This is a genomic window from Enterobacter sp. C4G1 (assembly GCF_052886895.1).
In genome coordinates, this window is sequence record NZ_JBQVVV010000002.1 from 1,025,472 (window position 1) to 1,037,164 (window position 11,693).

Sequence of the window (11,693 nt, forward strand, 5' to 3'; positions counted from 1 at the left end):
TCATCCCTAATCTTATCGCTTACCACTGATTTTATTCATATTTCAGCCCGACTACGGCGAGGGGTTTGGCGCGCTGAATAATCCTCAGACAATCCTCTGCGAAGGGTAAATAGGTTAAATTTAATAAGTGATAGATAACATTTATTATGAAGATGATAAATTCCTGTTATAATTTCTTTAAATCAAAGGCATTGATTTTGTTAACCGCTGCAAACGGTGTGTTTTAAATGAAATTTATCATCGGCTATGTAATGAGTTACACAACGATTATTCATTGCTTCTGTTTATTACCCCAATCCACTGCTTTAGTGGCCCTCTTAATTAACCATGATTTATTTATGGTTAATATGGCCGCGCTTTGTCATGACCAGAATAGTCAGGAGTTCGCATGAATAAGAAAAGACGTTCAGTTCCCGGGATCAGACATTATGACGGGCCTGCCGGTGGCTGGGGTGCCTTAAAAGCGACGGCGATAGCCGTACGCACGCAGATGGATGCGCTGGACGCTCCCGTCACGTTGCTGCGCACCAACCAGCCCGATGGGTTTGACTGCCCGGGCTGCGCGTGGCCGGATAAAGAACACAAATCCACGTTCCAGTTCTGTGAAAACGGCGCGAAAGCCGTAACGTGGGAAGCCACCAGCAAGCGCGTCACCCCGGAATTCCTGGCGAAAAACACCGTCACCTCCCTGCTGGCAAAATCCGATTACGAACTTGAAGGCTATGGTCGTCTGACCCGCCCGCTGCGTTACGACCGGGCTAGTGACACGTTCCGCCCTGTTGAGTGGGAAGAGGCCTTTGAGCGGATCGGCGAAGTCCTGCGCGGGCTTGAACCAGACCAGGTCGAATTTTATACCTCTGGCAGAGCATCGAACGAAGCGGCTTATCTGTTCCAGCTGTTTGCCCGTGAATACGGTACGAACAACTTTCCTGATTGTTCCAACATGTGCCATGAAGCCACCAGCGTCGGCTTACCGCGCTCAATCGGTATCGGGAAAGGCACCGTTTCACTGGATGATTTCGACAAAACAGAACTGGTTATCTCCATTGGTCACAACCCGGGCACAAACCACCCGCGCATGATGGGTACGCTTCACGAGCTGGCGCGCCGCAATGTGCCGATTATCGTCTTTAACCCGCTGCGTGAAAGGGCCCTTGAACGTTTCGCCGACCCACAAAGCGTCATTGAAATGGCCACCTACAGCTCCACCGATATCGCATCGACTTATTTCCAGGTGAAAGCAGGTGGCGATGCCGCGGCATTAAAAGGGATCGCCAAACATCTTCTGCTCATGGAACAGGAACGCGGTGGCGTGCTGGATAGTGAATTTATTGCCGAACACACCCAGGGGTTTTCTGCTTTTGCTGACGATATCGCGCAAACCTCCTGGGAGGCCATTGAGCGCGAGTCCGGGTTAACGCCGGACGCGTTGAAAAGCGTGGCTGAAGCCTACGCGAAATCGAACGCCACCATTATCACCTACGGTATGGGGATCACCCAGCACAACAAAGGTACGGCGAACGTGCGGCTGATTGCCGATGTGCTGTTAATGCGCGGCAATATTGGCAAACCCGGCGCGGGGATCTGTCCGCTTCGTGGCCACTCTAACGTGCAGGGCAACCGCACAGTGGGGATCACCGAGAAACCTACGGCAGCGTTTATCGAACGCCTTAAGGACGTTTTCGGCTTCGACGCGCCAGCCAAACATGGCCACGATGCCGTGCAGGCCACGCAGGCGATGATCGACGGCCATGCAAAAGCCCTTATCTGCCTCGGCGGTAACTTTGCGGTTGCGATGCCCGATCACGAGAATGGATTCCCGGCGATGCATACTCTGGATTTGAGTGTGCACGTGGGCACCAAACTGAACCGTACTCACCTGCTGGTAGGCAAAGAAACCTATATCCTGCCGTGTCTTGGCCGTACCGAGCTGGATATGCAGCAGACGGGGCGTCAGTCCATTACTGTAGAAGATTCCATGTCGATGGTTCATGCCTCCTCCGGTAAGCTGAAACCCGCCTCCCCGCTGATTCGCTCTGAACCGGCTATCGTTGCGGGCATGGCTCGCGCGACGCTGAAACAGACCAAAGTGAACTGGATGGAACTGGTGACAGACTACGATCTGATCCGTGAGTTGATCGAGCAAACCATCCCCGGTTTTGACAACTATAACGACCGCATTCGTGTGCCGGGCGGCTTCCGGATGCCGCTGCCGCCAATCCAGCGCATCTGGCCTACCGCTACCGGTAAAGCAATGTTCTCGGTGTTCGATGGCGTGGATGAGAATGCCAAAGGCGAAGGCGACAACGTTCTGCGCCTGATTACCCTTCGCAGCCACGACCAGTACAACACCACCATCTATGCGCTGGACGATCGCTATCGCGGCGTCTTTGGCCGCCGGGATATTCTGTTTATGAATGAAGGCGATATGGATAGCCTGGGTCTGGAGCACGGCGATCGCGTGGATATCGAAACCGCGCTGGCGGGAAGTGTTCAGCGCCTGGAAGATATTACCGTAGTAGCCTACAGCATTGCTTCGGGTTCCGTTGGCGCATACTACCCGGAAGCTAACGTGCTGGTGCCGCTTAACTACCTCGATAAAGACAGTGGTACCCCGTCCTATAAGTCCGTGCCTGTACGCGTGACCCTGCGTTCAAAAGAAATCCGGATGCTCTGATCTCAGTCCCCCTTATTCAACGCTTCGGCAATGAATAAGGGGGATTTCTCAATTCCTTCCGCATTTATGTAATACTCGTAGCACCTGCCCGATCAGAGAAAAATAATGGACATAAAACAATTAAAATATTTGATCGCCCTGGATCAAACCAGTCACTTTGGTAAGGCCGCATCGCAATGCAATATCACTCAGCCGACGCTTTCCATGCGTATTCGCAGCCTGGAAGAGGAGCTTGGTCTGGTGTTGATCGTCCGCGGGCAACGTTTTGAAGGTTTTACGCCTGAGGGAGAACGGATCCTGGCCTGGGCGCACGCCCTGCTTGCCGCACACGATGGGCTTCAGGCGGAGGCCGCCCTGTGCAAAGGGCAAGTGGTGGGTGAGCTGCGTCTTGGCATGGTTCCGCTGGCAAGCGTTGACCCGATGATCTTTATTCGCCTGCTGACGCAAAAATACCCCGAACTGAAATTTAGCCTGTATTCCATGTCGTCAGAACAAATCGCTGAAGGAGTAAACAGTAATCAGCTGGAATTGGGGATTTGCTATCTGAATAATATTAACACAAGCGTCTTTAATGTTATTCAGTTGCCGAAAACCAAAATGGGCTTATTGCACGACTCCCGCCATTTCCAGATGGATAAAACAACGCTCAGCTGGCAGGACCTGGTGAATTTCCCGCTGGGTTTCCTGAGCAAAGGGATGCACTATCGCGACCATATGGACGTCAGTTTTAAGTCCGCCGGGATCACCCCGGACTATGTGTTTGAGAGCGACTCAACCTTTCAGATAATCCAGGCAGTAGAAAGTGGCATCTGCTGTGCCGTCATGCCGCTGAATAACGGGCTTGAGAACTTAAACAGCCACTTTTTGATTACCCCGATAACCGACTCGAATATCGACGCCCCTATTGGCCTGATTATGCGTAAGCAGGAGCCGGTGTCATCCCTGGCGCTGCGCTGCTTTGCCGACGCTCAGGAGATTTATACGGAGGAAAATGAGCGTTACCAATAGCGGAGTGCGGGCGAGCATTACGGCCCCGGTGCGTTAATATCCACCAGCAACAGCGTGCCGACACTCCCCGCAGGGACATGGTGCGTTACGCCACGCGGCACAACGATATACTCTCCGGCAGCCAGGGTGAACACGTTTTCCGCCACCACCAGAGGCAATTCACCCTCCAGTACCAGCAGCCACTCATCGAAATCGTCATGTACTTCCGCAGGGATCCCCTCTCCGCCCATCCTGATAACTTTAATGCTGGCATCACCAACCTGCCCCAGAATGCGCGACTGCCAGAACTGCTGCAGCCCTTCTACCACACTAAAAATTGAACTCTTTTTCATCGGAATACTTCGGCCAGGACATGATAAGTTAGTTGTACCTCACCATTTGATGTTCACAAATATCAATAGATCAAATGATTATCACGATTCTGACTTAATGCACTGGTACAGGAAATACTGATGTTGATGAAAACAAAGGCCTCACACAAAGATGAGGCAGGCGCGGAGTTTCGCGCAGGGATCACCGCCTGCCTGCCCACGATCCCTGGCTACTGGAGTATTGGTTTCGCCGCTGGCGCTATCGGCACCCTTTCCGGGTTTACCACTCTGCAAACCGCACTGCTGGCAAGCGTGCTATATACCGGCTCGGCACAATTTCTGTTCTATTCACTGTGGGCTGCCGGAGCAGAAGTGGCCTCGGTGGTGTTCAGCGTCTTTCTGGTGAATTTGCGTTATCTGCTGATGAGCTCCGCAATGAGCGTTTTCTTTCGCGAACACAGCACCCTGCAAAAACTGATCAGTGGCCTGTTACTGACCGATGAAACTTTCGGCGTTGCCGTGCAGCGCGGCAGCCAGCACAGCACCGTTCCGTTTGCCTGGATGCTTGGGCTTAATGTCGCCGCCTGGCTGAACTGGATCCTCGCCTGTGTGGTCGGCGCCTGGCTTGCCTCTGCCCTTCCGCCATCGCTGATGGAAGGCCTGAGCTTTAGTCTGGTATCGATGTTTATTGGACTGGTGCTGATGCTGTGGTTTGCCAGCCACCGAAAAGCGCTGGAGACATTCAGCATCGCCGCCGCCGTGGTGATTACGCTGCTGACCGCCCACCAGATGGATATCAGCCTGGTGGTGATTATCGCGGCATCAGTTTCGGCCACGCTTGCCACCCTGGGATTGCGCCTCTTCAGCAAGGGAGGGAAATAAGATGGAACGAAATATCCTGCTGGCGATTTTTATCTCTGCGCTGGTTACCGCACTGATGCGCACCGTGCCTATTCTGCTGCTTTCCCGTTTTCGTCTTGCTCCGGCGTTGCAGCAGTGGCTGAGCTTTATTCCAGCCGCCATTATGGCCGCCATTATCACCGCCGAGCTGCTGGGTAAACCGGCGCTGACACCGTCCGGGGTCAGCATTTCGCTGCTGGCGGCGACGGTTGCTGCATTAGCCGGGATAGTGACGCGCAGCCTTTTCGCGACGGTGCTTGCGGGAATGGTGGCGTTTTCGGGTTTGAGCTATTTTTTGATGTGATGTGCAGTGACTTGCGAAAATGCAGGTACTGCCAACGCCCTCTCCTTTTTGAGGAGAGGGCTGATTTCATCAAACATTTCTGTATCGCACTTGCTTTACAAGCAGCACGCAGCGGGCTGTGAGTTCCACGGGTTGATGTACCGGGATGCTGCCCGCCGGTGTTACTCTTTCACGCGCGAGCGTTTCCCCCTCGACTCCTCAGCATTTTCGGCTGCCTGTACCAGCGAAAAGTTAAAGCTCACCTCCGTATGCGGCGCGTTGATATCGCGCTCGCGGGCGAGTTTGTTGTCGGTAATTTTCACCGGGTCAGCAATCAGCTCTTCACGGGTTGCAAAGGCAAAGTCATCCCACAGATATTGATCACCATTGAGGTTGATCTGGGTGGTCAGGTGTTTGAAGCCTGGTGCCGAGACAAAGAAATGCACGTGCGCCGGACGATTGCCGTGACGACCAAGGCCGGTCAGCAGTTTTTGCGTTGGGCCATCCGGCGGGCAGCCATAACCGCATGGCACAATACTGCGCACCGCGTAGCGGCCGTCCGCGCCGGTTTTAACACGGCGACGCAGGTTGTACTCGCTTTGTGACGGGTCGAAGAACGAGTAGCCGCCATGCGTATTGGCGTGCCAGATATCGACAATCGCCCCCGCAACCGGCTTACCGTCAAGGTCAGTCACCTTACCGTGCAGCCACATGGTTTCTGCTTTTTCGCTGCCATCATCCATGCGCGCAAACCCCTCGCTCAGTGGCGCATTGGCCACATACAGCGGCCCTTCGATCGTGCGAGGGGTGCCCACCTCAGTTCCGGCTGCGGTCTCTTTTTCATCGGCGCGCATATCCAGATAGTGCTCAAGCCCTAACCCTGCCGCCAACAGCGCCGCCTCTTTGCGCTCACCCAGTTCGTTCAGGTAGTTCACCGCCACCCAGAACTCTTCGTCGGTGATGTCGAATTTTTTAATGGTCTGGCACAGGTCGCTCAGGAGCTGGTGCATGATGTTCTTAAAACGATCGTTTCCGCCGTCGGCATTCAGACCGCTGCTGATGGTGAGTAAGGTTTCCAGTTCAGACTGATGTGCAGGATTTTTGGACATTGCATGTTCCTCGTTATTGTAGGGTACGGTTTTTACTATTTTTCGTTATCAATCGACGACGGATGCGCGCATAACGGCTGCACGGTGATGTCCATATACGGGTAGAGCGGTAACTCTGTTAATAGCGTGTGCAGCTCCTGATTGTCCGCAACGTCAAAGATGCTGACGTTGGCGTATTGCCCCACCACCCGCCAGATATGCAGCCATTTGCCTTCGCGCTGTAACCGTTGCGAATAGGCTTTCTCTTTGGCTTTAATTTCATCCGCCTGCACCTTTGGCAGTGAGGCGGGAATGTTGACCGTCATTTCCACTTTAAACAGCATATGAACCCCTTACTGACGCGCGTAATGGCGCAATTTATCGTCATCAATCTCAATACCCAGGCCCGGGCCTTGCGGTACGCTCACCTGCCCCTGGCTGAAATCGAGCGGGCGCACCACGATGTCGTCTTTCAGCAGCAGCGGGCCAAACATCTCCGTGCCCCACTGCATCCTGACCGTTGACCAGGCATGGAGTGAGGCAACGGTTCCCAGCGTGCCTTCCAGCATGGTGCCACCATAGAGCGCCACGCCCGCCGCCTGGGCCACCTGTGCCAGCTTCAGCGCCTGCACCGGGCCGCCCGCTTTGGCAATTTTCAGCGCGTAAGCGCCCGTGAAGCCGCCACGCGCCAGGGCGTAACCGTTGTGGCAAGTCGCCACCGCTTCATCAGCCAGAATCGGCACCTCAAAGCGCTGGCTGAGGGTGATTAACCCCTGCATATCCCACAGCGGAATGGGCTGCTCCACGAGGTCTATCCCCCCGTCCTGCAACTGGCGCATTCCCTTCATTGCGGTGGTGAGATCCCAGGCCTGGTTAACGTCCACACGAATGCTGACTTCATCCCCCAGCGCCGCCTTGATCGCCAGGGCGTGGCGAACATCTGTTGCCAGTTCGCGGGCGCCAATTTTGAGTTTGAAGGCGCTGTGTCGGCCTTCCGCCAGCAGGCGTTTGCCCTCTTCGATGTCTTTGTCGGTATCACCACTCGCCAGCGTCCAGAGCACCGGCAGCCGTTCGCACAGCGCGCCCCCCAGCAATGTGCTGACGGGCACGCCAAGTGTTTTTCCCTGCGCATCAAGGAACGCGGTTTCGAGGGCGGACTTCGCAAAGGTGTTGCCCTTCACGCTGGCGTTCATGGTTTCGGCCAGCGCAGCCGGGCCGCTGAAGCTTTTGCCGCACAGCAGCGGTGCCAGGTAGGTTTCAATGGCCGATTTAATGGCCTCCGGACTTTCGGCCCCGTAGCTCAGGCCGCCGATGGTGGTGGCCTCGCCCCAGCCCACCACGCCCTGCGCACAGGTCATGCGCACGATGGCGAGCGTCTGGCAGCCCATCGTGGTCATCGACAGCCTGTGTGGCCGAATAGTCGGGATATCCACCAGCCAGCAGGCGATGGATTCAATCGTGATGTTCATATTCTGCTCCGGTAGTTAAGAAAGAGATGACGTGCTGACTGAATGCCTGGGCACAGGCGACGTTAGACAGATGCGAAGCAGGCAACGCCAGGTAGTGCGCGTGCGGGGCTTCCACCACCAGCCATTCGGCATCGCGCGTGGTGGTTACCGGATCGTCTTCTCCGGCAATCACCAGCATCGGGCGCTGCATGGCTGGCACCTCATCGCGCAGGTCGGCGCGCGCCAGCGCTTCACAACAGGCTGCATAACCCTCTGTGGGCGTGTGGGCCAGGGCGGTCACCAGGTTTTCCACCACCGCCGGATGAGCCTGTCGAAATGCTGGCGTAAACCAGCGGTCAGCAGCACTGGCTGCCACAGGCGCCATACCCTGCTCACGCACCAGCTTTGCGCGCTGCAACCATCCGCTTGTTTCACCGATTCTGGCGGCGGTGTTCGCCACCACCAGACGATGAAAACGCCCCGCCGCGTGGCGGTTGAGCCACAGCCCGGTCAGGCCGCCCAGGGATATCCCGCAGAAAAAGGCACGCTCCACGCCAAGATGGTTGAGCAGCGAAATAACATCCTGCCCAAGCGTGGCCAGGCTGAGGTCATGCTGCGCTAACGGTGAACGACCGTGTCCGCGCGTGTTGTAACGCAGCACGCGAAAATGCTCTGTCAGGGCGGGCAGCTGCGCTTGCCACATCTCCCAGGTGGTGCCCAGCGAATTAGAGAGCACCAGAAGCGGCAACGTACTGTCACCGTCCAGTCGATATTCCAGATCCATCGCCACCCTCCGTTACGCCGTGGCTTCGTCAGCCTGTAACGCGAACGTCAGTGCAACGGGCGTGACAGATTGCAGATAGTCGGCAGTGATATCGCCGAACAGCTCGCGGACCACCACGCCGCTGTCGGTGATATCCATTACCGCCATGTCGGTAAAAATGCGGTCAATACAGGCCATCCCGGTAAGCGGATAAGTACAGGCGTTGACGATTTTGCAGGCACCGTTTTTGGTCAGGTGTTCGGTCATCACAAACACTTTTTTCGCACCAATCGCCAGATCCATCGCCCCGCCCACGGCAGGAATAGAGGAAGGTTCACCAGTGCTCCAGTTCGCCAGGTCGCCACGTTCGGACACCTGATACGCCCCCAGCACGCAGATATCGAGATGTCCACCGCGCATCATGGTGAAGGAGTCGCCGTGGTGGAAATAACAGCCGCCTGCCAGCAGCGTGACGGGCTGTTTTCCGGCGTTGATGAGCTCGGGATCTTCCTCTCCCTGCGCGGGCGCAGGCCCCATGCCGAGAATACCGTTTTCGCTGTGCAGGAAAATTTCGCGGTCTGGCGGAAGGTAGTTCGCAATTTGCGTGGGCATCCCGATGCCGAGATTGACGTACGCCCCTTCCGGGATATCGCGCGCAATACGCTGCGCCAGCTGCTGATGGGTTAATTTATTCACGCAGACTCCTTAAGCGCAGTAGCCACCTGCACCACGCGCTGCACAAAAATCCCCGGCGTGACCACGGCTTCGGGATCAAGCTCGCCGAGCGCGACGGTTTCACTCACCTGCGCTATGGTGCAGGCCGCCGCGGTGGCCATAATCGGGCCGAAGTTACGCCCGGTTTTGTCGTACACCAGATTGCCCCAACGGTCTGCCTTCAGCGCTTTGATCAGGGCAAAGTCGGCTTTCAGGGGTGTTTCAAACACATAATCTTTGCCGGCGATACGGCGAGTCTCTTTGCCTTGCGCCAGCTCCGTGCCGAACCCGGTTGGCGTAAAGATGCCCCCCAGACCCGATCCACCCGCCTGGATCCGCGCCGCGAGGTTGCCCTGCGGCACCAGCTCAAGCTCCACTTCCCCGCGACGATAGAGGTCGTCGAACACCCAGGAGTCCACCTGGCGCGGGAAGGAGCAAATCACCTTTTTCACGCAGCCGGCTTTCAGCAGCGCCGCCAGGCCGTAGTCGCCATTGCCTGCGTTATTACTGATGAGCGTCAGCCCCCGGGGTTTGCAGCGGATCAGCGCGTCCAGCAGCGCCGACGGTTGCCCCGCCGGGCCAAAGCCGCCCACCATCACCACCGCGCCATCGAACACGTCCGCCACCGCGCTGTCGATGTCCGTCATCCTTTTATCAATCATTGTTTTTCCTCGTGTTGAGACGGCAGGCTACGTAGCGCAACCCACGCCAGAAGTGCGTAGACCACCAGTAAAATGGAGACCGGCCAGGCAGCGTCGAACTCGATAAGCAACGCCACCGCCAGCATCGGCCCTAATCCGCCGGAGAAAATCGACCCCACCTCATGCCCCAGCGCCAGCCCGGAGTAGCGCACCCGCACCGGAAAAAGATCGCTCATGATGCAGGGTTGCGTGCCGATCATCGCCCCGTGGCAGAACGGCAGGCCGAGGAACATGGCCAGCATGATCGCGCCGTAGCTCCCCGTAGAAAGCAGCCAGAAAAACGGAAAGGCCATCACCAGCAGGCCAATCACGCCGATGTAATAGACCGGTTTGAGGCCGATGCGATCCGACAACGCGCCCCAGAACAGAATGGAGAAAAACTCCACCAGCATCGCCAGGGTCACGGCGCTGATGATGTCCCCGGTGCTGATGCCAATGTGCCTGGCATACACCACGGAGAAGGTGAAAAAGATGTACGACGCGCCGTTTTCCGGCAGGCGCAGGGCGATGGCCTGTAGCAGCGCTTTCGGGTGTTCACGCACCAGGACCAGCAGGGGGATTTTTTCGTGTTTATCTTCCGGCTTCGCCTGGGTAAACGCCTTGCTTTCGCGGATGTTTTTACGGATGTAAACCCCGACCAGAAAGATGACAATGCTCAGCAGGAACGGTACGCGCCAGCCCCAGGACATAAAGTCGGACTCCGGGAGTTTTTGAACCAGCCAGAAGGCAAATGCCGACAGCACGAACCCGCCCGAGACGCCCATCTGGCTCCACGCGGTGTAGAACCCACGGCGCGATGCCGGTGCATTTTCGCTCAACATCAGCACGCCACCGCCCCACTCGCCACCCGAGGCCACGCCCTGCAAAAAGCGCAGAATAATCAGCGTCAACGGCGCCCAGATGCCAATCTGGCTATAGACCGGCAGCAGACCAATCACAAACGTGGTCGCCCCCATCAGCGTTAAGGTCATGATTAGCGTCATCTTGCGGCTGTAGCGGTCACCCATGTGCCCAAAGACGATGCCACCCAGCGGACGCGCCAGAAAGCCGACCGCAAAACCGGAAAACGCCAGCAGCGTCCCCTGAAGAGGATCGCCGCCGACCGGGAAGAGCAGCGGCCCAAAGACCAGCGCCGCTGCGGTGCCATAGAGGAAAAAGTCATACCACTCGAGCGCATTCCCCAGTACCGAGGCGATCACCAGCTTGCGCATCTGGCCCGCATCCTGGTTCACCCCGGTGGTGATGGTGTTTTCTGTGACGACATTGCTCATTACGCACTCCCCTGTATTCGGGAAAAAGGCTTAAGCCTCAATGTCATGCCCGACGGCATGGTAACGGCGGTTAAAATAGACCAGCCCACACGGCTGTTCGCTGATGCGAATGGCCTGCACCTGGCAGTAAAAAACCGAGTGGCTGCCAACTTCATGGCAATCGGCTATCAGGCAGTCGAAACTGGCCACTGAGGAGCTCAGCACCGGCGCGCCGCTGCTCATCACCTGCCAGCTGTCATGCAGAAAACGCTGATCCGAGCGCAGGCTGGCGTTGGCAAACACGCCGGATAACTCCTGATGGCTACTGGAGAGCACGTTGACGCACAACACCCCGTTGCGGCGAAAGTGTTCGTGGGCATAAGAGTTGCGGTTCATACAGACCAGCAGAGTTGGCGGCTGATCGGTCACGCTACACACGGCAGAGGCGGTGAAGCCAAATTTGCCCGCAGGGCCGTCGGTGGTGATCACCGATACCGCGCTGCCGAGCTGTGCCATCGCATTACGAAATTCAGTTTGCAGAGTCATGGGT

At 56.7% G+C, this 11,693-nt stretch carries 13 protein-coding genes; 4 read left to right on the forward strand and 9 right to left on the reverse strand.

Annotation, left to right across the window (positions count from 1 at the left end):
* Positions 1 to 388 precede the first annotated feature (388 nt).
* Together ACT9TW_RS18880 and ACT9TW_RS18885 are read left to right on the forward strand one after the other, a co-directional pair.
* Positions 389 to 2,677 (forward strand): FdhF/YdeP family oxidoreductase, encoded by a 2,289-nt coding sequence (locus ACT9TW_RS18880; protein WP_446493363.1) that lies wholly within the window; start codon positions 389 to 391, stop codon positions 2,675 to 2,677.
* Positions 2,678 to 2,782: 105 nt separating this feature from the next.
* Positions 2,783 to 3,685 carry a LysR family transcriptional regulator gene (locus ACT9TW_RS18885; protein ID WP_446493364.1) on the forward strand — a complete coding sequence of 301 codons (903 nt, stop codon included), beginning with the start codon at positions 2,783 to 2,785 and terminating at the stop codon, positions 3,683 to 3,685.
* 17 nt (positions 3,686 to 3,702) lie between these two features.
* Here ACT9TW_RS18885 and ACT9TW_RS18890 read toward each other — a convergent pair whose 3' ends face one another.
* The gene (locus ACT9TW_RS18890) at positions 3,703 to 4,017 is read right to left on the reverse strand and encodes a cupin domain-containing protein (protein WP_446493365.1); all 315 of its coding nucleotides are present in this window, start codon (positions 4,015 to 4,017) and stop codon (positions 3,703 to 3,705) included.
* Between the two features lie 120 nt (positions 4,018 to 4,137).
* Here ACT9TW_RS18890 and ACT9TW_RS18895 point away from each other — a divergent pair, with 120 nt between their 5' ends.
* Together ACT9TW_RS18895 and ACT9TW_RS18900 are read left to right on the forward strand one after the other, a co-directional pair.
* Positions 4,138 to 4,878, forward strand: coding sequence for an AzlC family ABC transporter permease (locus ACT9TW_RS18895; RefSeq protein ID WP_446493366.1), 741 nt, complete (start codon positions 4,138 to 4,140; stop codon positions 4,876 to 4,878).
* Between the two features lies 1 nt (position 4,879).
* Positions 4,880 to 5,200, forward strand: a complete 321-nt coding sequence (locus ACT9TW_RS18900; RefSeq protein ID WP_182061411.1) for an AzlD domain-containing protein — start codon at positions 4,880 to 4,882, stop codon at positions 5,198 to 5,200.
* 161 nt (positions 5,201 to 5,361) lie between these two features.
* Here ACT9TW_RS18900 and catA read toward each other — a convergent pair whose 3' ends face one another.
* Genes catA through ACT9TW_RS18940 form a run of 8 tightly spaced genes read right to left on the reverse strand, consistent with a single transcriptional unit; the run spans position 5,362 to position 11,689 of the window.
* Positions 5,362 to 6,288 carry a catechol 1,2-dioxygenase gene (gene catA / locus ACT9TW_RS18905; RefSeq protein WP_446493367.1) on the reverse strand — a complete coding sequence of 309 codons (927 nt, stop codon included), beginning with the start codon at positions 6,286 to 6,288 and terminating at the stop codon, positions 5,362 to 5,364.
* A gap of 35 nt (positions 6,289 to 6,323) precedes the next feature.
* On the reverse strand, positions 6,324 to 6,611 hold the full coding sequence (catC, locus tag ACT9TW_RS18910; RefSeq protein WP_182061420.1) for a muconolactone Delta-isomerase: 288 nt from the start codon (positions 6,609 to 6,611) through the stop codon (positions 6,324 to 6,326).
* Positions 6,612 to 6,620: 9 nt separating this feature from the next.
* The gene (locus ACT9TW_RS18915; protein WP_446493368.1) at positions 6,621 to 7,736 is read right to left on the reverse strand and encodes a muconate cycloisomerase family protein; all 1,116 of its coding nucleotides are present in this window, start codon (positions 7,734 to 7,736) and stop codon (positions 6,621 to 6,623) included.
* The gene (pcaD, locus tag ACT9TW_RS18920) at positions 7,720 to 8,499 is read right to left on the reverse strand and encodes a 3-oxoadipate enol-lactonase (RefSeq protein WP_446493369.1); all 780 of its coding nucleotides are present in this window, start codon (positions 8,497 to 8,499) and stop codon (positions 7,720 to 7,722) included. The genes ACT9TW_RS18915 and pcaD overlap by 17 nt, the downstream gene beginning before the upstream one ends.
* 12 nt (positions 8,500 to 8,511) lie before the next feature.
* Positions 8,512 to 9,174: a 3-oxoacid CoA-transferase subunit B gene (locus tag ACT9TW_RS18925; RefSeq protein ID WP_446493370.1), complete on the reverse strand. Its 663-nt coding sequence runs from the start codon at positions 9,172 to 9,174 to the stop codon at positions 8,512 to 8,514.
* On the reverse strand, positions 9,171 to 9,854 hold the full coding sequence (locus ACT9TW_RS18930) for a 3-oxoacid CoA-transferase subunit A (RefSeq protein ID WP_446493371.1): 684 nt from the start codon (positions 9,852 to 9,854) through the stop codon (positions 9,171 to 9,173). Before ACT9TW_RS18930 ends, ACT9TW_RS18925 begins: the two co-directional genes overlap by 4 nt.
* Positions 9,851 to 11,164, reverse strand: coding sequence for an MFS transporter (locus ACT9TW_RS18935; RefSeq protein ID WP_446493372.1), 1,314 nt, complete (start codon positions 11,162 to 11,164; stop codon positions 9,851 to 9,853). Before ACT9TW_RS18935 ends, ACT9TW_RS18930 begins: the two co-directional genes overlap by 4 nt.
* A gap of 30 nt (positions 11,165 to 11,194) precedes the next feature.
* A complete protein-coding gene (locus ACT9TW_RS18940) occupies positions 11,195 to 11,689 on the reverse strand; it encodes a flavin reductase (protein WP_182061425.1) in 495 nt (164 codons plus the stop codon).
* Positions 11,690 to 11,693: the final 4 nt, after the last annotated feature.